General features: G+C 46.5%; 16 protein-coding genes. 12 read left to right on the top strand and 4 right to left on the bottom strand.

What is annotated here, in order from left to right; translation table 11 throughout:
* The 7 genes from GKG41_RS01555 to GKG41_RS01525 all read left to right on the top strand — a co-directional run bounded on the left by GKG41_RS01555 (position 1) and on the right by GKG41_RS01525 (position 7,361).
* Positions 1-885 carry a sugar ABC transporter permease gene (locus tag GKG41_RS01555; RefSeq protein ID WP_173015499.1) on the top strand — a complete coding sequence of 295 codons (885 nt, stop codon included), beginning with the start codon at positions 1-3 and terminating at the stop codon, positions 883-885.
* Positions 878-1,720, top strand: coding sequence for a carbohydrate ABC transporter permease (locus GKG41_RS01550; RefSeq protein ID WP_154256578.1), 843 nt, complete (start codon positions 878-880; stop codon positions 1,718-1,720). The genes GKG41_RS01555 and GKG41_RS01550 overlap by 8 nt, the downstream gene beginning before the upstream one ends.
* An 11-nt stretch (positions 1,721-1,731) precedes the next feature.
* Complete coding sequence (locus GKG41_RS01545; RefSeq protein WP_154256576.1) at positions 1,732-2,781, top strand: SIS domain-containing protein; 1,050 nt, start codon at positions 1,732-1,734, stop codon at positions 2,779-2,781.
* Positions 2,778-4,172 (top strand): trimethylamine methyltransferase family protein, encoded by a 1,395-nt coding sequence (locus tag GKG41_RS01540; RefSeq protein WP_154256575.1) that lies wholly within the window; start codon positions 2,778-2,780, stop codon positions 4,170-4,172. The genes GKG41_RS01545 and GKG41_RS01540 overlap by 4 nt, the downstream gene beginning before the upstream one ends.
* 135 nt (positions 4,173-4,307) lie before the next feature.
* Complete coding sequence (locus tag GKG41_RS01535; RefSeq protein WP_154256573.1) at positions 4,308-5,006, top strand: 5'-methylthioadenosine/adenosylhomocysteine nucleosidase; 699 nt, start codon at positions 4,308-4,310, stop codon at positions 5,004-5,006.
* 131 nt (positions 5,007-5,137) lie between these two features.
* A complete protein-coding gene (locus GKG41_RS01530) occupies positions 5,138-5,932 on the top strand; it encodes a hypothetical protein (RefSeq protein ID WP_154256571.1) in 795 nt (264 codons plus the stop codon).
* Between the two features lie 79 nt (positions 5,933-6,011).
* Positions 6,012-7,361, top strand: a complete 1,350-nt coding sequence (locus GKG41_RS01525; protein ID WP_154256569.1) for a glucose-6-phosphate isomerase — start codon at positions 6,012-6,014, stop codon at positions 7,359-7,361.
* Positions 7,362-7,455: 94 nt separating this feature from the next.
* On the opposite strand, the gene GKG41_RS01520 is transcribed toward GKG41_RS01525, so the two are convergent.
* From GKG41_RS01520 to GKG41_RS01510, 3 genes are read right to left on the bottom strand one after another with little or no spacing between them, the layout of a single operon-like run.
* Positions 7,456-7,722 carry a hypothetical protein gene (locus GKG41_RS01520; RefSeq protein ID WP_154256567.1) on the bottom strand — a complete coding sequence of 89 codons (267 nt, stop codon included), beginning with the start codon at positions 7,720-7,722 and terminating at the stop codon, positions 7,456-7,458.
* 12 nt (positions 7,723-7,734) lie between these two features.
* Positions 7,735-10,767, bottom strand: coding sequence for a GGDEF and EAL domain-containing protein (locus GKG41_RS01515; RefSeq protein WP_154256565.1), 3,033 nt, complete (start codon positions 10,765-10,767; stop codon positions 7,735-7,737).
* Between the two features lie 24 nt (positions 10,768-10,791).
* Positions 10,792-12,234 (bottom strand): extracellular solute-binding protein, encoded by a 1,443-nt coding sequence (locus GKG41_RS01510; RefSeq protein ID WP_154256563.1) that lies wholly within the window; start codon positions 12,232-12,234, stop codon positions 10,792-10,794.
* A 269-nt stretch (positions 12,235-12,503) separates the two neighbouring features.
* Here GKG41_RS01510 and GKG41_RS01505 point away from each other — a divergent pair, with 269 nt between their 5' ends.
* The 5 genes from GKG41_RS01505 to GKG41_RS01485 all read left to right on the top strand — a co-directional run bounded on the left by GKG41_RS01505 (position 12,504) and on the right by GKG41_RS01485 (position 20,469).
* A complete protein-coding gene (locus tag GKG41_RS01505; protein WP_154256561.1) occupies positions 12,504-13,196 on the top strand; it encodes a response regulator transcription factor in 693 nt (230 codons plus the stop codon).
* A gap of 15 nt (positions 13,197-13,211) precedes the next feature.
* Complete coding sequence (locus tag GKG41_RS01500) at positions 13,212-15,533, top strand: HAMP domain-containing sensor histidine kinase (RefSeq protein ID WP_154256559.1); 2,322 nt, start codon at positions 13,212-13,214, stop codon at positions 15,531-15,533.
* A 169-nt stretch (positions 15,534-15,702) separates the two neighbouring features.
* Positions 15,703-16,815: a sn-glycerol-3-phosphate ABC transporter ATP-binding protein UgpC gene (gene ugpC, locus GKG41_RS01495; protein WP_154256557.1), complete on the top strand. Its 1,113-nt coding sequence runs from the start codon at positions 15,703-15,705 to the stop codon at positions 16,813-16,815.
* Positions 16,816-16,939: 124 nt separating this feature from the next.
* Positions 16,940-18,025 (top strand): helix-turn-helix domain-containing protein, encoded by a 1,086-nt coding sequence (locus tag GKG41_RS01490; protein WP_154256555.1) that lies wholly within the window; start codon positions 16,940-16,942, stop codon positions 18,023-18,025.
* A 152-nt stretch (positions 18,026-18,177) separates the two neighbouring features.
* A complete protein-coding gene (locus GKG41_RS01485; RefSeq protein WP_154256553.1) occupies positions 18,178-20,469 on the top strand; it encodes a hydratase in 2,292 nt (763 codons plus the stop codon).
* A 1,098-nt stretch (positions 20,470-21,567) separates the two neighbouring features.
* On the opposite strand, the gene GKG41_RS01480 is transcribed toward GKG41_RS01485, so the two are convergent.
* Complete coding sequence (locus GKG41_RS01480) at positions 21,568-22,521, bottom strand: calcium/sodium antiporter (protein WP_154256551.1); 954 nt, start codon at positions 22,519-22,521, stop codon at positions 21,568-21,570.
* Between the last annotated feature and the right edge of the window lie 417 nt (positions 22,522-22,938).

Below are 22,938 nucleotides of genomic sequence, written 5' to 3'. Positions count from 1 at the left end.
ATGGTAGGAAAGAAAAAAAGCTTTTTAATCACATATCTGGTACCCACATTGCTGCTCTACGGGATATTTTGCCTTTATCCCTGCGTGAAGTCTCTGTTTCTCAGCCTGTGCAGCTGGTCAGGGTTTTCAGAGAACATTAAATTTGTGGGGCTTGCCAACTTTAAACGCCTCCTGGAGGATCCCATTGTGTGGAAGGCCTTGGGAAATAATGTGTTCATCCTAATCTTCTGCACCATATTTACCTTTTCCATTGCCCTGGCATTTGCGGTTATGGTTACCAGAAAGAAATCAAAATACCATCAGGGGCTGCGCATTATCTACTTTATCCCCTACGTAATGTCTATTGCAGTGGTTTCTGTATTGTGGATGTTTATCTATAACCCATCCTTTGGCCTGGTCAACGGATTCCTTGGAAAGATTGGCCTTTCAAAGCTGCAGCACGTATGGCTGGGCGAGACCAACGTAATTATGGGTGCGCTTACCGTTCCCCTTGTGTGGATTAACATTGGATTCTATATGATTATGTTCATTGCGGCCATCTTAAATATACCAGACGACAGATACGAGGCGGCTTCTATCGACGGGGCCAGTGCATGGCAGCAGTTCGTCCACATAACCATCCCGGGCATCTGGCAGGAGATCCGCACTTCACTGGTATTCTTCTGCGTTACGGCCTTTAATTACTCTTTCGAGCTTGTATATGTAATGACAAAGGGCGGACCCAACCGTGCATCAGAGCTTCTGACCACATACCTGTATGAAAATGCATTTACCTACAGCGATTACGGGTACGCTTCCACCATCGGCGTGCTGCTCTTCGGCATACTGTTTCTTATTATATTTGCAATTATGAGACTGACGAAAGCGGGGTGCAGGGATGAATAACAAAAAGAAAATAAGACCGCTGGGAGTTCTGCGGGACCTGCTGGCAGGGGGATACGGGCTGATTGTACTGTTCCCTGTATTCTGGGTATTCTATACCTCTTTTAAGACCAACAAAGAATTTGTGGCAAATCCCTGGGCCCTGCCTCAGAAGTGGCAGCTGGAAAACTACAGCAATGCCTGGGTAAAGATAGATTTTCAGAGCTATGCCCTGAACAGTATTCTGATTACCATAGTCTCTGTACTTGTGGTGGTGGTTCTGTCCTCTACCGTAGCCTACATTTTGGTGCGCAGTGAGAAAAGATGGAGCGAAGTGGTGCTGATGCTTTTTATAGCAGGGCTTTATGTCCCCACAGCCCTGGTGCTGCCATCAGAATTCACGGTGCTGTATAAACTGAATCTGTGGAATACCCATCTTGGGCTGGGGCTCCTTTATGTGGTGTTCAGCCTTCCCTACTCTATCCTGGTCATGAGCGGATTTTACCGGAGCATGCCCAGAGAGCTGGAGGAAGCGGCAGCTATCGACGGGTGCGGGGTTCACTCCACCTTCTGGAAGATTATCTTCCCCCTGTCTAAGAATGGGATTATAACGATCATCATCTTTAACTTTGTTTGGATATGGAACGACTATATATTTGCCCTCACCTTTATACATGATAAGGAACTCCTCACTCTTCCGGTAGGAATTATTGCCCTGATGGAATCCTTTAAGCTGAAGGCAGATTGGGTAACCTTGTTTGCAGGACTTAATATAGTAATGATACCGTCCATCCTATTATACATTTGTTTTCAGAAATATTTAACCAAGGGTCTGACCACAGGCTCTGTAAAGGGATAAAGGAGGAGAAAATGAAACATACAGCAATGTGGCAGGAAATCCAGGATCAGCCGGAGGTGGCGCAGAAGATCCTGGACGCATACCTGCCGAAAGGGGAATATTTCAGAGACTTGCTTCAGGGAAAAAAGCAGCTGGTGCTTACAGGCATAGGCGCATCTCTCTATGCGTGCCATATGGCAAGGTATGCATTTCTAAAGTACTGCAGCCTGAAGCCCCAGATTATCCAGTCGGATGAACTGTGTTATCTGCTGCCGTCAATTGACAAGGACACTCTTGTTATCTTTATCTCCCAGTCCGGGGAAAGCTATGAGACAAAGGTTGTGGGAAAAGAACTGAAAGAACGAGGGATCTCATTCTGGGGAATCACTAATGATCCCAAGTCAAGTCTGGCAGAGAATGCCTCAGAGGTTATGCTTCTTCACAGCGGGCGGGAGATAAGCTCCGCCACAAAGACAAATATGGCATCATTTCTGATCTTATCCATCATAGCAGCCGGTTACCGGCCGGAGCTTAAGGGGGCATTTCTTGAGATTCCGGATATTATCCGCAGCACCATGAAGCTCTGCCCTGAGGCTCTGGAGCGCCTGGCAGATGCCCTGATCCCCTGCATGAATCTCTATCTGCTGGGAATGGGGGCAAATGCAGCCACAGCCATAGAAGGAGCCCTGATGATGAAGGAAAAGACCTTTATCCATACCTCCGGGTCCAGCGTTTCGGACTTCCGGCACGGAACCGTTGAGGTGATTGAAGAGGGACTGCCCGCAGTTCTCCTTGCCTCCGGGGAGGAGTATACCCAGACTGCGCTGGAACACGGAGAATACCTGCAAAATGCCGGGGTTACAGTTTCCCTTGTTACAGATACGCCAATAGACGGATGTATCCCGCGGGAGTTTGTGATACCTGTGGCAAAATGCAGGGAAGAGTGCCTGTCGCCGGCAGCCCTGCTGATCCCCCTCCAGCTTCTGGCAGAGCGGGTTGCAGACAAAAAAGGACTGGATGTAGACGGGTTCCGCTATCTCTCCAAGATAGTGGGAGACTATAAAAAGGGAGAAAAAGCATGAGATTACGGAAGGGAAGACATCTCTCCCCTCAGAGGGCGGAGCATATTATAGAAGGCGCAGGAAGGATTCTGGCACATACAGGGATTAAAGTGACAGATCCCCAGGCCCTTGAGGAGCTGAAGCATAAGGAAGGAATTGAGGTGCGGGGAGACAGGGCCCTGATCCGGGAAACGGCATACAGGGAATTTCTCCTCCGTCAACAAGGGAAGAAGATCCCCCCTGACAAACACGGAAGCAGGCTGCACGGGGAGGCCAGTCTGTATACCTATCATTACCGCGATCCGGATGCCGGCCGGATCCTGGAATTCGGCCGGGAAAAGCTGGGTGAATATGCAGCCTTTGTGGAAAAGGCACACAGGAGATACCCCCTGAATCCGGTGATCCCAGGCTACCCTACGGATGTACCGGCACAGCTGTCCTCCCTGGCCAGGTATCAGATTGCAGCAGAACATTGCTCCGGGTGCTGGCCGGCAGCTCCGGATTCTGTAGAGGCGGCGGAATATATGTTTGAGATGACCGGGGTAATGGGCCAGGAAATGACCCATCTTCCGGTATACATGATAAGCCCTCTGACCCTGGGAGGGGATGCCTTTGACATTGTGCGTAAATTCAGCTCTCGGCTGAATTCTTTTTATACATTTTCCATGCCGAATATGGGAGTTACCACACCCATGAACCTGTCTATGGGCCTGGCGGTTGTCCTGGCCGAGGCGGCAGGAGGCGCGGTATTAGTAGAACTGCTCACGGGCCTGCAGGGAGAGATAAGACCAAATCTATTTCCCTTTGACTTTAAGTACTTTAACATTGCCTTCGGTACCCCTGAAAAATTTCTCTACGAGCAGGCGGCCGCAGAGCTGACTGCCTATATCAGAGGGGAAGAACCGGATTATTCCAGCACCAATATCCATACCTGGGGAAAGGAGCCTGACGGAAGGACCGCTATGGAAAAAGGCATGATGATTATGGCCGGGGCTCTGGACGGCGCCCGGAGATTCTACTGTGTGGGTACCCAGAGTTTGGATGAGCTCTTTGATCCCCTGCAGCTGATCCAGGATCTGGAGGCGATTACCTTTGCGCAGAAGATTCTGGACGGCATTCCGGAGGATGAAGTGGAGGATACCCTTCTGGAAGAAATGGAAGAAGGGATCTCTTCAGGGTTTGTATGCAGTGACCGTTCCCTGGATGAGTACAGAGAATATCTGGATGCATCTCTGTTTTCTCCCAAGGATAACATGCAAAGATGGATGCTGGATGGACAAAAAACAGCCAAGGACAGCTTACAAGAGATTTACAGGGAGATTCAGGGGCAGCCCGTGGAATATGTCCTGGAGGACTGGAAGAAGACAGAGCTGGACAAGATATTCCAGGCCGCGCTGAGACATACGGAATGATTGCGGAGCAATCCGGCTGACGCCCTTTTCTAAGTAATGGAGTATTCTCCCCTGGTACAACTGGTTAGAATCTGCTATAATAATGCAGATCGTTAAAGACAGACCAAAAGAATCAGTGTAAAAAGGAGAATGCAGATGAACCATATTGGTATTATCGGGGCTATGGAGGAAGAGGTAGCTGCCCTGAAAGAAAAGATGACGGATACAAAGGTAACTGTAAAGGCCCAAATGGAGTTCCATCAGGGAAAACTAAACGGAAAGGATGTAGTAGTGGTGCGTTCCGGGATCGGGAAAGTAAACGCGGCGCTGTGTACACAGATCCTGGCCGATGATTTTCAGGTGGAGGCTGTGATGAATACGGGAATTGCAGGAGCTTTAGACAAGGATCTGAATATAGGAGATATGGTAATCTCAACAGACGCGCTCCAGCATGATGTGGACGCGTCTGTTTTTAGTTATCCACTGGGCCAGATTCCCAGGATGGACACCCTGGCTTTTCCGGCAGATAAAGCACTGGCTGAAGCAGGGCTTGCCGCATGCAGGGAAGTCAATCCGGATATTCAGGCAATACCCGGAAGAATCGTGAGCGGTGATCAGTTCATCTCAGACAATGAGAAAAAGAAATTTCTCACAGAGAACTTCCAGGGCTGCTGCACGGAGATGGAAGGGGCTGCAATTGCCCAGGCCGCTTATCTGAATAAGATCCCTTTTGTGATCTTCCGGGCGATCTCTGATAAGGCAGACAACAGTGCTACCATGGATTACGGAGCTTTTGAGAAGCAGGCCATAGTACACAGTGTACGGCTGGTAGAAAATATGGTAGGCAGGCTGTAAAGCGCCTTTTGTCGCATTCTGTTGCCGCAAGAAACCAGAGAATTTGTCGACCGATTTTGCTTTCCAAATTCCCCCGGGTGACCTATAATGGAACCGTACAAAATCTGCAAATTGCAAAAGGGGGAATCATTGTGAATTTATTTTATTACGGTATCTGGTGTGCAGGAGTATTAGGAGCTGTCAGCTTGTTAATGGTGTATATATCCTATAAAAAAACAATAAAGGATGTATCCCGTCTTCCATATCCCAAAGGGAAATGGATGCAGCAGTTTTGCCAGGACTACCACCAGTTACTAAAAGAACACTCACAGATAAACAATCCTGTTATCTTTATTAAGAAACGGATGAACGGACGAAAGATAGGGCCAATATCCCTGCACAGACTCAAGGGAACCATGTGGTACGCTTTCGTCTTTTCTATTCTCTTTGCGGGTCTGGATCTGGTACAAGCCTACAGAAGCGGGCAGTGGACTCCCGCCAATCCCTGGAGCAGGCCGGGGACGCTGATTGCCGCGGGAGGTATGATAGCTGCACTTATCATATTCCGCCAGCTGCTGGCATTTTCCTACCAGGAGGAATTGATAGAAGACGGACTTCTTGATTACCTGGAAAACGAACATATAGAAACCAACAAAGTAGTACCTATGGAAACCTCAAAGGCTGCCTCACAGACCCAGGCAGGGAAGACAGGAAGAAATCTTCCTGTGACCGGGAAGGCTTCCAAACTGAAAAAAGGAAAAGTAATCTCCCAGCCCGCTGATAAGCCCGCTGCCGGGGAGGCAAAGGAACTTCCATCTCAGGAAGTGATGGAGCAGCTGGCCAGAGGCATCCAGGAGAGCGCTGCCACCAATAACAAATATGGACACCTTCTGAGCAAGGAGGAAGAAAAAATAGTAAGGGATGTGATTAAAGAATTTCTAACTTGATAAATGTATAACATTTTGCTAAACTTAAATGGAAAAAACCGAGGATAAACTTGGAAAAAACATAAGGAGACAAACGAATATGGGAAATAAGATAACCTTTGACTATTCTAAAACAGCTGGTGTAGTCAGTGAAAGCGAAGTAGCTGTTATGGGGAAATTGGCAGATGCAGCAAAGGACATGCTGCTGTCACGGACAGGTCTTGGAAATGATTTCTTAGGATGGATCGACCTGCCCGTTACTTATGACAAGGAAGAGTTCGACCGCATCGGAAAAGCGGCTGCCAAGATTCAGGAAGACTCAGATGTACTGCTGGTAATCGGTATCGGCGGTTCCTACCTGGGCGCGAGAGCGGCAAATGAGTTTTTAAACCACCCATTCTATAATAATTTGTCCAAAGAGATTCGTAAGACTCCCGAAATATATTATGTTGGTAATTGCATCAGTGCTTCCTATATGAAAGGGATCATAGATGTAATTGGAGATAGAGATTTTTCCGTTAATGTTATTTCCAAATCAGGAACGACAACAGAGCCGGCGATTGCGTTCCGGGTATTTAAGGAAATGCTGGAAAAGAAGTATGGTAAGGAAGAGGCAGCGAAGAGAATCTACGCTACCACAGACAAGGCAAAAGGCGCTTTAAAGAGCCTTGCCGCAGAAGAGGGCTACGAGACATTTGTAGTACCTGATGATATCGGAGGACGTTTTTCCGTTATGACCGCAGTAGGACTGCTTCCTATCGCAGCCAGCGGTGTAGATATTAAAGCAATGATGGATGGAGCTGCAGAACAGAGAGAGCGCGCATTGAACCTGCCGTTTGAAGAAAACGATGCGCTTCAGTATGCTGCCCTCCGAAACATCATGCTTAGAAAAGGTAAAACAGTTGAAATTATGGCTAACTATGAGCCAAGCCTTCATTATATTTCCGAATGGTGGAAACAGCTGGCCGGGGAGAGCGAGGGAAAAGATCAGAGAGGCATCTTCCCTTCCAGTGTAGACCTGACCACAGACCTTCACTCTCTTGGACAGTGCATCCAGGACGGTCCCAGGATTTTATTTGAAACTGTGTTGGCAGTGGAAAGTCCGAAGGCTGACATGGAAATTAAGGAGGAACCAGTAGATCTGGACGGTTTAAACTATCTTGCGGGGAAGACCATTGACTTTGTCAATAAAAGCGCCATGAACGGCACCGTATTAGCCCACACAGACGGCGGAACCGCCAATCTTATGGTAAAAATTCCGGAGCAGAGCGCTTACTGCTTAGGACAATTATTCTACTTCTTCGAGTTCGCAATCGGTGTAAGTGGATATCTCTTAGGCGTGAATCCATTTAACCAGCCAGGCGTGGAGAGCTATAAGGCAAACATGTTCGCACTTCTTGGCAAACCGGGCTATGAGAAAGAAAGAGAAGAATTGATGAAGAGATTATAATCTAACTGATAGGACATAGTAATATTCCAAAATAAGAGCTCACAAAAGCGCTGCTGTATAGGCAAAGGCCTGTACGGCAGCGCTTTTTAAATTTCTAATCCTCCTCAATCACCCGTATCTCCAAATAATCAAAGTCAACATCCTCAATAAAATTATCCTGATAGAAGCGAGTTTTGCTGTGCTGCTTAAAGTCGGAAAGATTCGATTCCAGCCAGATGGGCTTTTCCAGGTCAAAGGAATAGCAGATCGCTTCCAGGCTGTTAAAAACCTTCTGTGTGCGCCGGTTCCCTGTCTCGTCGCAGATGACCGTATCTTTTAGTATCTTAGAATTTTTATAAAGTGTACCCATTAATCGAAACATGTAAATTCTCCTTTATCTGCCGCTGTCATGCCGCTGTTCTCTAAACGGGTGGGAATTCCGGATGTCAGCCAGTGTCTCTACGGCTTCCGGAAGAGGGGGGACTGGTACCATCTGCGGCCTTCCGAAGAAAAATCCCTGGATATAGTCTACCCCGCAGAGAGCCAGGACCTCAAGCTCCTCTTTTGTCTCCACACCTTCTGCAATAATTTTAATATTTTTAGACTTAAAGTATATAATCAGATTTTCCAGGAAGTCCAGCCTGTTTTTATCCGTGTCAATGTTGTGAATAAGTTCAATGTCCAGTTTTACATATTCAGGCATAAGGGAGAGAAGAACGCCCTCACTGTTATGCCCTGCACCAAAGTCATCCAGTGCGATTCTCATATGATACTGATGGCAGAGTTGTTTTTTGTGAGCCAGACAGAGGGGACTCAGCTGGGCAATCTCTGTAAGCTCCAGGATTATGTGATCCATATAACTGCCGAACCTCTTGACCAGTTCGTTTGCCTCTGAATCGGACAGCCGCTGGTTGGGGATGGAGTTAATGAAAAGCAGGGGACAATCTGTACTGCCCTTCATGTGCCTGTTAAAGTAAATGTCCGGCGCCGTCATCCAGGTTAAAGCTTCTATGGGCTGAAGCATGGACTGAGACTGGGCGATGGTTAATACATCCACAGGGCTTTTGAGGGAGGGCACCTGGGGACGCATAAGCGCTTCATATCCCAGAACCTTTCCGCTTGCAACCTCTACAATAGGCTGGAAGGCATAATCAATCAGCCTCTGCTCAATCAGCTGATGGAGATCTTCCTTGCCGCTGAGAAGGTAGGATTCTTTTTTATAGCTGGACATGTCGAAGGCCTGGATGTTTCCCTTGTCTGAGTGCTTCACCTGATACATGGCAAAATCAGCGAATTTGATGAGTTCGTCCAGAACTGTGCTGTTTTCCGGATACCAGGCGATTCCGGCGGATGCCCTCAGCTTAAACTGGGTGCCGTCCGGCACGGTCAGATGGGCGTCTAAGAGCAGGCATCTCATGTCGGTGATGGCATCCTCCAGGTGTTCTTTTGTGTCATACCCATAAAAGAAGACGTTAAACTCATCCCCGGAGATGCGTGCTGTGACAGCTGATTTATCTGCAAGGTTTTTGAAGACAACGGCGGCGCACTTCAAGTATTCGTCGCCCCAGTCATGCCCGTAGGTGTCGTTGATATACTTTAGGTTATCCAGATCAATCATAATCAATGCAGCGTACTTTAATACTTCCGGCCTGGAGAAGAGATCCGTCATGGCGGAGAGGAAAGCTCTCCGGTTGGGAAGACCGGTAAGGATATCATAATCCCTTTCATATTCCAGGCGGTGTTTTTCAGCCATTTCGAGGGTAATATCCGTAATTACCCCTGTAATGGCTTCCTTAGTCTCCAGAATGCGCATACGGAACCAGTGGAGATGTCCCTGTTCATCCCTGAGCCGGTAGATGCCGAATCCCTCTGTGTTGGAGTAAGACTGCATATACTCCCGGAGGTCCTCCATAAATACCTTAAAATCTTTAGCGGAGATGGTAAAGTTATCCGGCTGAGCTTCACCCTGTCCGATCATCTGAAAAAAGTTCTTAGAGCAGAACGCGGTGGGCTCTCCCCATTTATATTCGAAGGCAGCGATAGGCACAGAGGCCATATCCAGTATCTTGGAAACCCTGGAAGCCTGCTCGGCCACAGAGGCGCTTAATTCTTCAATGGAAGATACCAGCTGGTCAATCTCCTTAATCTGTATCTTATCCAGCTGAACCGGGGTGTAGGGGCTGCTGGTTTTTACTTTTCTGTACAGACGGATAATGGGCGTCGAGATCCGGTAACTGATAAGAAAGGCGGAAGAAATCCCTACAGCCAGAGATACCAGTATCAGAAGAAAACAATTGTGCTTCAGCCAAGCGGCAAAGCTGAGGATATGATCCTTTTCCGAGATCCCAATCAGGTACAAGGACTGATTCACGAAGGGTGTATTTGTATTATACAGCTTCAGAGGTGTTATGTTGCCGTAAATGGTCTCGTCCTTAGGGAAATCCTTGCTGTTTTTCAGGGGATAGATATTTCCGTATACAGCTTTGGAGGAAAAAGCGATCTCTTCTGCATCCCCCAGGTAATACTTTGAGGAGGAACCGCTGGACAATATGATCTTATACCTTGGATCGGCTGAATCTGTGCTCAGCTTCTGGACCAGAAGGTAGCTGGCGGAATTGCCCGAGCTTAATTCGGCAGAGGGGAGCATTTCCCGGAGGTAATCCAGGGATATGCTGACTCCAAGTACTCCGTAGCAGGTATTGTCGGAGGCAAGAAGAGGCTGGGAGTAGGTGAGTATACTGATGTCATTCTCCGTGACCTGTACGGGCCCGTCCCAGTACCCTGCGTTGACAGTGCCCAGGGAGGGATTGCTGGTATATGCATGCAGGGGATTATAGTAGTAAGTAGAATTCTCTGTCAGGGAAAAATGAGATCCCCAGTTGATATCCAGGGGAATCCCCAGATATTTGCACACAGATACGGGAGCCTTTTCAATAAAGAGATCCGTATTATCCAGAGAACCGGCGTTGGGGTTATAGTCCCGGAGGTATAACCCGGCTTTTTCTGCCGTATCCGGCTGATTGCCGGAACCATTTAAGATCACATAGATCCCGGTAACACCATTCTGCCGGAGGGTGTCGATCATGGGCTGAGAGGCACTGCACAGAAAATCTGGGATGGCTTCTGTATCTGTCCCAAGATCCTCGTAACTGATATTCCTGGAGCTGGCCACATCTTCCGCACAGCCGGCCAGGGCCTGCTGGCATTTGGCCAGGTTGGACCAATTCTGCACCATATTGTTCTCTAAAATATTGGCCCTTCCGGTGGTACGGCTTTCCATCACATTAAAGGCGTTTTTATTGGACTCCTCCAGGGGACCGCCCCAGTATAAGATACCGCACAGCAAACAGGCCTGGAGCATTAGAACCAAAGCAACGGGAATTATAATCTTATGCAGTATAGTTCCGGGATGGTTTTCTTTTTTCATGAGTTATTCCTGCCTTAAAGTCTTTTACTTTGTAAGCTGGTTCAGACTGTCTGACAGTCCCTTCAGCCATGTATTAAAATTATCGTCTGTAGTAAACTGGCTGACTGCTTCCTCCCTGGATGTACCGGAGGCCACCAAATCCTGAATGGCAGTATAATCAGCAGCAGCCTTTTCTTTGATGGAATCTTCTAAGGTATATCTTGCTTTTGTGCCATTTGCAAAAGGCCTGTTTGTGTAAGAGGTCATATGGGACAGCTGCTGGAAGGATACCTCAATGGACTGTTCAATTTTAGGGTTCATGTCCTCCCCCTTGCCGGGGACGGCGGTTTCTGAGCTGTATGCCTCCGCTTTTACCGGCAGATAGCCGCTGGTGGCGGAAAATTCCATGTTACGTTCTGTATCTGTAAACCATTTTAAAAATTCTGTGGCGGCCCGTTCCTGCTTCTCATCGGCTTTGGCAACTACCATTCCGGCGCCCTGCTGCACGCATACGGAGTCTCCCCCTGAAAACTGCGGGACCTCCAGGATCTTGCATTCAATAGGGTAAGATTCTGTATCGCTTACTGTAATCTCGTCCGGAAAGTAAGAAGCGCTGGAGGTAGAACCCACATAGGCGATGAGATCCCCTGTCTTCATATCATCAGAGCGGAACCGGCCGTTGGCAGTAAAGTAACCTTTCACATAGGGGACATAATAAGAGTCCCAAAGTGTGCGCATAATATTCTCATCCAGATGCAGAGAAACCTTCCCATCCTGTACATCAAAAATTGTACAGCCCATCTGGCGGGCTCCTATCAGCATATAATTGGCCAGAGAGTCCCACCCAAAAAAGGCTTTTCCGTCATCAGGGTCTTCCGTGAGACTGTCTGTCCAGTTATAGTACTCCTCAGCCGTGGAGAGTAAACCGTCCATAGTGGAGAGAGAAGACAGCTGAGCCCCGGTGGCATCGGCAAATTTATCCCAGTCAGTCTTATCTAGGAATAAAAGCTCCGTAGACTTGGCTACAGGAAAGATCTTTAAGGTATCTGAAGTAAAACGTCCCTCATCAATATATTCTTCCCGGTACTGGGACAGTTCTTCCTCAGTAAAATACGGAGAGAGATCCGCAACAAGGCCCATCTCATCCAGGGTGTAAGCATTGTCCGCATATGACGCGAAGATATCCGGAAGTTCTTCCGCACCTACCTCCTTGTTGGCGGAAGCCAAAAGCTTTTCTTCCAGTTCATTGATGGATCCCTGGCTGAAGGCCTCCACAACTATTCCCTTTTCTGCCCCCACAGTACTGTTAAAGTCACTTACCATTGTCTCAAACTGGGACTGCTGGAGTCCATTGTAATAATGCCAGATGGTGAGAGACACCGGAGCATCAGACCCCTTCTCTGGGGTTTCAGTACCCTGACTGCAGGCGGTGAGACCAATAGTTACGCTAAGAACAGCCGCAAAGGCTGCCAATAATTTCCTCTTCATACTTTTTCTCCCATACAATTGAATTGTGATCGTGTAAGTTTATATAGAAAATATTATAGATTCCATTTCGTGGAAAGTAAAGCATTCTTGCAAATTATCCAGTGGAAAATTATCAACATTTATGTTAGGCTAACAGTGTATGTATAAAATGCCCTGGGGTATCCTTAGCTGTATGCCCTTAGTGCGGGGGACGGTCTGTGCCGTACGCCTAAGACAAGATTGCCGGAAATAAGAGGTTATACGAAAGAAGAAAAGGAGGGTGAAAAACAATGTTTCAGGTTTTAGTTTGTGATGATGATAAGGAAATTGTAGAGGCAATAGAGATTTATCTTACCCAGGAAGGGTACAGGGTATTAAAGGCCTATGACGGGGAGCAGGCGCTGGAGGTCCTGGGGAGGGAAGAAGTGCACCTTCTCATTATGGATGTTATGATGCCGAGGCTGGACGGAATCCGTGCCACCCTTAAAATCAGGGAGACCAGCGGAATCCCCATTATTATACTCTCAGCAAAGTCGGAGGATTCCGATAAGATATTGGGACTTAATATAGGGGCAGATGATTACGTGAGCAAGCCCTTTAATCCTCTGGAGCTGGTGGCCAGAGTCAAATCCCAGCTGCGCAGGTATACAAAGCTGGGCACACTCCACGGGGAAAGCACTAATGTATACCAGTCAGGAGGTCTGTCCGTGAATGATGACTTGAAAGAGGTGACCGTGGATGACGAGGTGGTAAAGCTGACGCCTATAGAGTATAATATTCTGCTGTTTCTTTTGAAAAACTGCGGAAAAGTATTCTCCATTGAGCAGATCTATGAAAATATATGGAATGAGGAAGCAATCGGTGCGGATAATACAGTTGCTGTACACATCCGTCATATCCGTGAGAAGATAGAGATTAATCCCAAAGAACCCCGCTACCTGAAGGTGGTTTGGGGAATTGGGTATAAGGTTGAAAAGCTGTAGCAGGAAGGAAAGGATATGGAGAGTTTAAAGCGTATTCCCAGATTAAATCTGTTCTTGGGCCTTTTGGTATGCGTGGAGGTTGTAGTTTTAAGCATTGCCATATCCATCAGTGTGGTAGGGCAGGCATGGAAGGAGGACGGCTGGGATAATTATAAGGCTAAGGATTATACTCAGACTTCACAGTTTATTACTGATGTGAGCAGGATGACAGGCTCCCTGGCAGAATATATTAAGCTTAAGGAAAATTTTGAGACAGACGGGGTCTATGATGCAGAGAAAATCATTGATATCTATGATTATGCCAATAACGGGCTGGTTTCCGGGGACGTGGTTAACGGGCTGGCGTACCGTCTGGGAGATCTCCATACCTGGGTAGAAATTGACACATCCTATACAAAATGGCTCAATGACGTCCAGCAGGAGGACGGCACGCTGAATACAGAAGGAGCCGGAGAGTTTATCGAACGGTTTGCCCCCATTGGGTTTGATGGGATCAATGAGATGGCGGAGTCAGATAAAAACATACAGCATATGAGCGGAGATCAGTGGAGGGTCTATCTGGCTGGAGTGTTAAAGCGGATTGACAGAGATATTACCAGATATGCCACCCTTAAGAATACCTTTGAGTCCGGGGAATGCAATCTGAAGTACCAGGTGACAAACTTAAATACAGGCAGCGTATATAAAAATACAGAGAATATAGAAGAAGATCTGGAAAACGGCAAATACTATATTTATTTTAAGACAGGCAGCTATGAGCTTGACACGAACTTTAAGTTTTCAGATAAGCAGAGAAATGTACTCATCAGGGAGATGGGGCATGATCTGATGGGGAACTGCGTCTATACGGTAAGGATTAGTGTAGATACCTCTTTCTCTGCCAATGACAGGCTCAGGGAGGGGAAAGAAATCTTTGACAAATGGGGCCCGTGGGTACGTGCTTCCTTCTGGAATATGCTGGTATCCGGCCTGATTATACTTCTGGGCTTCTGCATCCTCTGTGCCCTTACCGGGAGGATTCCGGGGGAAGACCGGGTAGTGCTCTATCCGATTGACAGCATGAAGACAGAAGTGCTCCTTCTCCTCTTTCTTATAACCGGAGGGGCCGGCGCAGCGGGGCTGGGGATGGTTTGGATAGCAGATCTGAGTCCGGAGATTACTATAGGAATTACGGCGGCAGCAGCATTCCTCGTGTCCGCGCTGCTGATTACTGAGCTGTTAAGCTTTGTGAGAAGGGGAAAGGGAAGAATTCTCTGGGAGAACAGTGCCTGCAAATACCTGATAGGTACCCTGGGCAGGCTCCAGAAAAAAAGAAAGATACGAAACCGGGTGCTTCTGACCTTTTTCATCTATCTTTTGGTAAATATAGTTCTGCTTCTGTTCGGCACCGCGGGAATCATTTTATGCATTCTCTGGAACATCTATGCCTGCTATTATATGCTCAGAGAGGCGGCGGAGCAGCAGAAGGTTCTGGCGGGGGTACGGAAGATTGCAGAGGGCGAGTCAGATTATCAGCTCCCTGCGAAAGAAATTCGGGGGGTGAACAGAGAGATTGCTGAAGCGGTTAACGATATTGGAAGCGGACTGCAGGAAGCAGTAAGCCAGAGTATAAAAAATGAACGTCTGAAGACAGAGCTTATCACGAATGTGTCCCACGATATTAAGACACCTCTCACCTCCATCGTTAACTACGTGGGGCTTCTGAAACGGGAGAAAATAGAGGATCCAAAAGTAAAGAATTATATAGATATTCTGGACACCAAATCCCAGAGGCTGAAACAGCTGACGGAGGATTTGGTGGAGGCATCCAGAATCAGCACAGGCAATGTGGAGCTGGAGTGCACAAGGCTGGACTTTAAAGAACTGCTGAACCAGATCAGCGGGGAATTTATAGAGAAGTTTCAGGAACGGGGCCTGGAGCTGGTCATGAATATCACCAAGGAACCCACAATTATCATGGCGGACGGTCGGAGACTCTTCCGGGTGATAGAGAATCTGTTCAGCAATGTGGGCAAATACGCCCTGGAGGATACCCGGGTGTATGTGGATGTAGGCATCAAAATGGGATGGGTATACTGCAGTGTAAAAAACATCTCTCAGCAGTCCCTGAATATACAGGCCAGTGAACTGACAGAGAGGTTTATACGGGGAGACATATCCAGAAGTACTGAAGGCAGCGGCCTGGGGCTGTCCATTGCCAGAAGCCTGACAGAGCTTCAGGGAGGTACCTTTGACATTTACCTGGACGGAGATCTTTTTAAGGTTACCGTAGGCTTCCAGGTTCTCAGGGAGAACCTGGAAGGCACGGTTATCGGCAGTGACAGCGGTATTGTGTAAATTGTACAGTATTTTATATGGAATTCGTTAAAGTGACAATCCAACCGTAATCTTGACAAGGACAAGCGGGAATCTTTGTGTATTTGAACCATGGTATGAATTCGGAACTTAGTGTTATACTAGGTACAGTTAATGAATACAACGAACCGAAAGCTAGGAGGAGTTTAAAATGGCAAGTTTATCCTTACAACATATCAACAAGACATATCCCAACGGATTCGAGGCGGTAAAAGACTTTAATCTGGAGATTGAAGATAAAGAATTTATCATCTTTGTAGGCCCTTCAGGATGCGGTAAGTCCACTACCCTTCGTATGATCGCCGGTCTGGAAGAGATCTCAGGCGGTACGCTGAAGATAGGGGATAAGGTAGTGAATGATGTAGAGCCAAAAGACAGGGATATTGCAATGGTATTCCAGAACTATGCTCTGTATCCTCATATGACAGTTTACGATAACATGGCATTTGGACTGAAGCTCAGAAAAGTTCCCAAAGATCAGATCGACAAGATGGTGAAGGAAGCCGCAAGAATTTTGGATCTGGAGAAACTGTTGGATCGTAAGCCAAAAGCTCTTTCCGGAGGCCAGAGACAGCGTGTTGCTATGGGACGTGCCATTGTGCGTGAGCCTAAAGTATTCCTTATGGATGAGCCTTTATCAAACCTGGACGCCAAACTGAGAGTGCAGATGCGTATTGAGATTTCCAAGCTTCACGAAAGATTAGGCGCAACCATTATCTATGTAACCCATGACCAGACAGAGGCTATGACCCTGGGTACCAGAATCGTTGTAATGAAAGACGGTGTGGTACAGCAGGTAGATACCCCTCAGAATTTATATAATGCGCCATGCAACTTGTTTGTTGCCGGATTTATCGGCTCTCCGCAGATGAACTTCATGGACGGAGTAGTATCCGTGAATGGAAAGGAAGCATCCGTCAAGGTTGGAAACACAACTGTGAAACTGCCTGCTTCTAAGGCAAAAGCAGTCATTGACGGCGGATATGACGGAAAGACCGTTGTTATGGGTATCCGTCCTGAGAATGTACATGATTCCGAGAGCTTTATTGAGATGTCACCCAACAGTGTGGTTGAGTCTACCATTAAAGTGTATGAGCTTCTGGGTGCAGAAGTATACTTATACTTTGATGTTGAGGGCTTCCCCATGACAGCCAGAGTGGATCCCCGTACCACAGCGAGAACGGGTGATACCGTTAAATTTGCACTGGATATGGAAAAAGTTCATATTTTTGATAAAGAAACAGAGCTGGTTATTACCAATTAATAACAGATGCCGTGTAGGCCGCCGCACTTGCGTTACGCAGTGCGGCGGTTTATTCTTGCGCAATTGCGCAAAATGATATATATTATTAGCTATAAAAGTCTAATTACCGAAAGGATGGGATTCCATGATATCAAGTCAAGTAATTCAAAAGACTCTGGAGGAATTGAGAGCGATCACAAGGATTGATCTGTGTGTAATGGATGTGGATGGAAAGACTGTGGCCGCTACGTTCCCGGATGATGACATGGCAGCAGTAGATGTCCACGAGTTTGTGGAATCAATGGCAGACAGCCAGGTCATACAGGGATATCATTTTTTTAAGATATACGATAACCAGATGGTTGAATATGTATTAGTTGCCAGAGGCAGCAGCGACGATGCCTATATGATAGGCCGGGTAGCCGTAAGCAGTATTCAGAATCTGATTATTGCTTATAAAGAAAGATTCGATAAATCTAATTTCATCCAGAACCTGATTCTGGATAATTTATTGTTAGTGGATGTATATAACAGAGCCAAAAAGCTGCACATAGCAGTGGAGGCTAAGAGAGTCGTGCTCATCATAGAGACTAAGTACGAAAAGGATCAGAGCGCGATGGAAACCCTGAAAAATCTTTTCCTGGGCAGAGTGAATGACTTTATAACTGCAATCGACGAGAAGAACATAATACTCGTCCGGGAGCTGGAGGAAAGTGATTCCTATGAAAGCGTGGAAAAAGTCTCTCACATGATCGTAGACATGCTCAATGCAGAGGCCATGTCTCAGGTACGGGTAGCCTACGGCAATATTGTGCATGAGATTAGAGATGTCTCCCGTTCTTACAAAGAGGCCAAGATGGCTCTGGATGTAGGAAAGATATTTTATGCGGAGAAAACAATTATAGGGTATAATAATCTTGGGATCGGTCGGCTGATTTACCAGCTGCCTCTGCCTCTGTGCGAGATGTTTATCAAAGAGGTGTTCGGGGGCAAGCTGCCGGAATGCCTGGATGATGAGACTCTGATTACCATTAACAAGTTTTTCGACAACAGTCTGAACATCTCCGAGACATCCCGCCAGCTGTTCCTGCACAGAAATACACTGGTGTACCGTCTGGAAAAGATTCAGAAGAGTACCGGGCTGGATGTGAGAGTATTTGAGGACGCTCTGACCTTTAAGATCGCCTTAATGGTAACCAGCTATATGGAGTTCCTGAAGAATCAGGGGTAATCGTTTGAACATTGTTTTTCACAGCATATCTTACAGCAGGCTTGGGTCTGAGCTACGGTGCTGCCGGGTGCAAAGCTGACACCCAGGGCGCACACCGCACAGTAAGGTATAAAATGCTTAGAAAATAAAGAAAAATCAGGAGGACAAGCAGCATGATACAATTATACGACACAGGTGCTTATCTGGTAAACGGAACTGAGATCATTCCGGATACCAGCGATGGGCAGGCCGCCTTAAAAAGCAAGCTGGGCGGACAGGCGCCGACAAAAGAAGAAGCAGCCAGGAATACCATTGCCTACGGGATTTTAAAGGAGCATAATACCTCCGGCAATATGGAGAAGCTTACCGTCAAATTTGATAAGCTGACTTCCCACGATATTACCTTTGTAGGTATCATCCAGACCGCCAGGGCTTCAGGGCTGGAAAAGTTTCCTGTACCTTATGTGCTGACAAACTGTCACAATTCTCTGTGTGCAGTGGGAGGAACAATCAACGAGGACGATCACATGTTTGGTCTGACCTGTGCAAAGAAATATGGGGGCGTTTACGTACCTCCGCACCAGGCCGTTATTCACCAGTTTGCCCGTGAGATGCTGGCCGGAGGGGGAAAGATGATCCTGGGCTCTGACAGCCATACCCGCTACGGCGCCCTTGGAACCATGGCTATGGGCGAAGGCGGCCCGGAATTGGTAAAGCAGCTTCTGGGACAAACCTATGACATTAATATGCCTGGGGTTGTGGGCGTATATCTTACAGGGGAACCTATCCCGGGTGTAGGTCCTCAGGATGTGGCTCTGGCTATTATCGGCGCTGTATTTGCCAACGGATATGTAAAGAATAAGGTGATGGAGTTTGTAGGCCCCGGGGTTGAAAAGCTCAGTGCAGATTTCAGAATCGGCGTTGATGTTATGACAACAGAGACTACATGCCTCTCTTCAATCTGGAAGACAGATGATGCGATCAAAGAATTCTATGAGATCCACAAGAGACCGGAGGAGTACAGGGAGCTGGCGCCGGGCGCGGTGGCGTATTACGACGGCATGGTTTACGTGGATTTGAACAAGATCCGTCCTATGATTGCTATGCCCTTCCACCCGAGCAATACCTATACCATTGATGAACTCAATGCCAATCTTATGGATATTCTGGATGATGTGGAGAAGAAAGCTCAGGTAAGTCTGGACGGAAAGGTGCCGTTTACCTTAAAAGATAAGGTAAAAGACGGCAGACTGTATGTAGAACAGGGCATCATCGCAGGCTGTGCAGGCGGAGGCTTCGAGAACATCTGTGATGCCGCGGATATTCTCAAAGGCGCCAGCATTGGGGCAGATGCCTTTACCTTAAGTGTATACCCTGCCAGCACGCCAATCTATATGGAGCTTGCCAAAAACGGCACCCTGGCGACCTTAATTGAGACCGGTGCTATTGTGAAAACGGCATTCTGCGGACCCTGCTTCGGAGCCGGCGATACGCCTGCCAACAACGCTTTCAGTATCCGTCATTCCACCAGAAACTTCCCCAACAGAGAGGGTTCTAAGATCCAGAATGGACAGATTTCCTCCGTTGCACTTATGGACGCCCGTTCCATAGCTGCCACAGCGGCGAATAAGGGATATCTCACAGCAGCTACCGAATACGCAGGCAGCTACAGAAAACCCCAGTACCATTTTGATAAAGCAATTTATGACAACCGGGTATTTGACAGCAAAGGAGTGGCAGATCCCAATGTGGAGATTCAGTTTGGTCCAAATATCAAAGACTGGCCTGAAATGTCCCCGCTGGCAGAGAATCTGATTTTAAAGGTTGTATCTGAGATTCACGATCCTGTTACAACAACAGACGAACTTATTCCTTCCGGCGAGACCTCATCCTACCGTTCCAATCCTCTGGGACTGGCTGAGTTCACCCTCTCCAGAAAGGATCCTGCTTACGTGGGAAGAGCCAAGGAAGTACAGAAAGCACAGAAGGCTGTTGAGGCCGGTACCTGTCCGCTGGAAGCTCTGCCGGAGCTGAAACCAGTTATGGAGACCATCCAGGCTCAGTATCCTGAGATAGGAAAAGGAAATATTGGTGTGGGAAGTACTATTTTTGCCGTAAAGCCTGGTGACGGATCGGCCAGAGAACAAGCGGCCTCCTGCCAGAAGGTGCTGGGCGGATGGGCGAACATTGCCAACGAATATGCCACAAAGAGATATCGCTCTAACCTGATTAACTGGGGGATGCTGCCTTTCCTGATCCAGGAAGGAGAACTGCCCTTTGCCAACGGCAGTTATATTCTGGTGCCGGGCATCAAATCAGCTGTAGAGAACAAGGATTCCGAGATTACCGCATATGCGGTAGGAGAGAAATTAACCCCTTTCACCCTTACATTAGGTGAGCTTACCGATGATGAGAGAGAGATTATCCTGAAGGGATGTCTGATTAACTATAACCGCAGAGGATAACCGCGGAACATACTGAGAGAAAATGGCCGGGGAGAGCGAAAGCACTCATCCGGTCTTTCTTTGTCTGAATATAATTAACTTGTCAAAATTGCGAGTACAATTCATGAAAATTTATAAAATAAACTGTGCAAAAAATATTAAAAATATCGTTATAAAAAAACATAAACTTTTTTAAAAAGTATATTGACAAATACAACCCTCTCTGCTATTATAAATACATAAACAAGAGAGATACAAACAACTAAAGAGAAAATATTACTTCATATTCATTTTCTAACCAGAGAAGATAAATCTTCTTAGAAAGATGAAACAAAGCATCTAAAGGATTTCAAAGTACTTTGAACTTTATGTGTATTGAGAGTACAAGATAAGAACAAAAGAAAAAGAAATCAGGAAAGGATGTGGAGGAAAAAAAGTAATATTTGAATAGAAATAGTAAAGGAGGATTAGTCCATTGGGAACGAATGAATCTAATAATCAATATGAGAGTGGTAAGGCTTAATTCCCTGTAGAAAGACCTGGTATATAGGAAGAAAAAAGAGAAATCCTCATAAAAGATATTGTAGTAGGAAAAGCATATCAGGTAACGTATCAAAGAGTCCTCATATTGAATAATTACCACAAAAATAGTATAAAGGTTTTAAAATATATGTGAAGAAATATATTTTAAAAAAATGTGATGTTTATATAATAAATGAAGGTATAATAAAAGAAGAGGTTGATATCCATTTGGTAACAAGTTCCTATATCGAATGAAATTATATAAATAAGCATTTGGAAGATTTATAACACGTGATTTATAAATTAGAAACTTTATATTATCCTATTTATATCGAATTAGCTCGTATAGATAAATGATACAAAACTTTCAATAAATCCCAGTGATTTATAGCAGGGAAACACGAAATGTGAATTGATATAGATAATTAGTAACTATAGTGTAACTGTTGATAGTAACTAATTAATATCAAAGAAACTTATTCATAGACTAAAAAGAAAAGGAAAGTAGAAAATTGAATAAAGAAGAACATTAGAACAACCGTTGTATCTGAAAATAAGAGGATATGGCGGTTGTTCGAATTTGTTCAACTTTAGCATCTACCGAAATGAAATAAAACAGAAAAAGGCCAGGTACATAGGGAGCATAAGTGCTCCTTCTTTTTTGCTCAAGGTTCTCTTGTGAAGGGCAAAAATGTATGTGAAAATACTTACAGCCATCAGAATAATAATGTCATACACGGAAAACAGGTTGACAGCTACAGGATGGAGAGTGCAGGAAGCCCCAAGTACTAAAAGCAGATTAAATATATTAGACCCAATGACATTGCCCATGGCAATGTCACTTTCCCCTTTGCGGGCAGCAACAACAGAGGTAACCAGCTCCGGAAGGGATGTACCCAGAGCCACAATCGTCAGGCCGATAAAGGTCTCGCTGAGTCCAAATGCCTGGGCAATGGCGGTAGCACTGTCTACCACAAGATTGCCTCCCCAGATGATGCCAGCCAGTCCCAGTATAATATACAGTATTGTCCAGAGGGGAGACAGGACCCTGGGTTCGGAATCCTCAGCCATCCAATGGCGGGCCCTCAGGGCATGGCGAACGGTCCAGTAGAGATAAAATGCAAAAAGCAAAAGCAGGAGTACTCCTTCTGTCTGAGTCAAAACAGAAATTTTACTGCTGTGAAACTTGCTGGGAATACACATAATAAGAAGAACAAGGGTTATAAATATAGAAAAAGGAAAGTCCTTTTTCAAAACAGAATTCTCCACGTGAATGGGCCGCAGTACGGCACTGGCTCCTGCTACCACAAGAAGGTTAAAGATGTTAGAGCCGATTACGTTGCTGAGCGAAAGCTCATTCTTTCCAGCCATGGCAGCGGTAATACTCACAGATGCCTCCGGCATACTTGTCCCGAAAGCAACGATAGTGAGTCCTATTATTATAGTAGGTATTTTTAAAAGCTTGGCAACGCTGGAGGAGCCTTCTACGAAAAAGTCGGCCCCTTTAATTAAAAATACAAAACCAACGATAAGCCATAGGTACATTAGCATATTAAGATCTCCTTTGGTGGAATATGGTGCAAATTCAAGTATGCAATATTTGGGAAAAGTTGTCAAGGTGGTTGTGGCAACTTGGGATTTAGGAGTGTAGCGCTTGGACTTCAGCTTAAAGTGATGCAAGTCGGAAAGTGTGAGATGGCGGGGGGACGGTGAGAGGAATCCCGCGGCAGCGGGCTGGCTGGTTCGGGCGGGAGGAAGGCTTAAGTTCCGGGGACACCTCTGTCGCGAAGAGAGTCTAAGACAAAACCGGAATCCCCGCCGGAGCACCGTTCGTATGTGCAAAGAATGCTTGATGTGCATTCTCTGCCCATGCTCACTTTTTTTCGGCCCTGACTGCCGAAAAAATCTCCTGCGTGAATCCCGGTTTTGCCTAAGACTCTCTAGTCACTCCTCCGGAATCGTCCCCGG

The organism is Lactonifactor sp. BIOML-A5, from assembly GCF_009677585.1.
Taxonomy (GTDB): Bacteria; Bacillota; Clostridia; order Lachnospirales; family Lachnospiraceae; genus Lactonifactor.
The sequence above is the reverse complement of the archived record's forward strand: the minus strand, read 5'-3'. Positions and strand labels throughout refer to the sequence as shown.

What these genes read in the sequence shown, in the direction of transcription:
- GKG41_RS01500 (WP_154256559.1), top strand. Translation starts at nt 13,212, where the DNA reads ATGGAGAGTTTAAAGCGTATTCCCAGATTAAATCTGTTCTTGGGCCTT.
- GKG41_RS01540 (WP_154256575.1), top strand. Translation starts at nt 2,778, where the DNA reads ATGAGATTACGGAAGGGAAGACATCTCTCCCCTCAGAGGGCGGAGCAT.
- GKG41_RS01525 (WP_154256569.1), top strand. Translation starts at nt 6,012, where the DNA reads ATGGGAAATAAGATAACCTTTGACTATTCTAAAACAGCTGGTGTAGTC.
- GKG41_RS01535 (WP_154256573.1), top strand. Translation starts at nt 4,308, where the DNA reads ATGAACCATATTGGTATTATCGGGGCTATGGAGGAAGAGGTAGCTGCC.
- GKG41_RS01480 (WP_154256551.1), bottom strand. Translation starts at nt 22,521, where the DNA reads ATGCTAATGTACCTATGGCTTATCGTTGGTTTTGTATTTTTAATTAAA.
- GKG41_RS01515 (WP_154256565.1), bottom strand. Translation starts at nt 10,767, where the DNA reads ATGAAAAAAGAAAACCATCCCGGAACTATACTGCATAAGATTATAATT.
- GKG41_RS01490 (WP_154256555.1), top strand. Translation starts at nt 16,940, where the DNA reads ATGATATCAAGTCAAGTAATTCAAAAGACTCTGGAGGAATTGAGAGCG.
- GKG41_RS01545 (WP_154256576.1), top strand. Translation starts at nt 1,732, where the DNA reads ATGAAACATACAGCAATGTGGCAGGAAATCCAGGATCAGCCGGAGGTG.
- GKG41_RS01485 (WP_154256553.1), top strand. Translation starts at nt 18,178, where the DNA reads ATGATACAATTATACGACACAGGTGCTTATCTGGTAAACGGAACTGAG.
- GKG41_RS01520 (WP_154256567.1), bottom strand. Translation starts at nt 7,722, where the DNA reads ATGTTTCGATTAATGGGTACACTTTATAAAAATTCTAAGATACTAAAA.
- GKG41_RS01550 (WP_154256578.1), top strand. Translation starts at nt 878, where the DNA reads ATGAATAACAAAAAGAAAATAAGACCGCTGGGAGTTCTGCGGGACCTG.
- GKG41_RS01505 (WP_154256561.1), top strand. Translation starts at nt 12,504, where the DNA reads ATGTTTCAGGTTTTAGTTTGTGATGATGATAAGGAAATTGTAGAGGCA.
- ugpC (WP_154256557.1), top strand. Translation starts at nt 15,703, where the DNA reads ATGGCAAGTTTATCCTTACAACATATCAACAAGACATATCCCAACGGA.
- GKG41_RS01510 (WP_154256563.1), bottom strand. Translation starts at nt 12,234, where the DNA reads ATGAAGAGGAAATTATTGGCAGCCTTTGCGGCTGTTCTTAGCGTAACT.
- GKG41_RS01555 (WP_173015499.1), top strand. Translation starts at nt 1, where the DNA reads ATGGTAGGAAAGAAAAAAAGCTTTTTAATCACATATCTGGTACCCACA.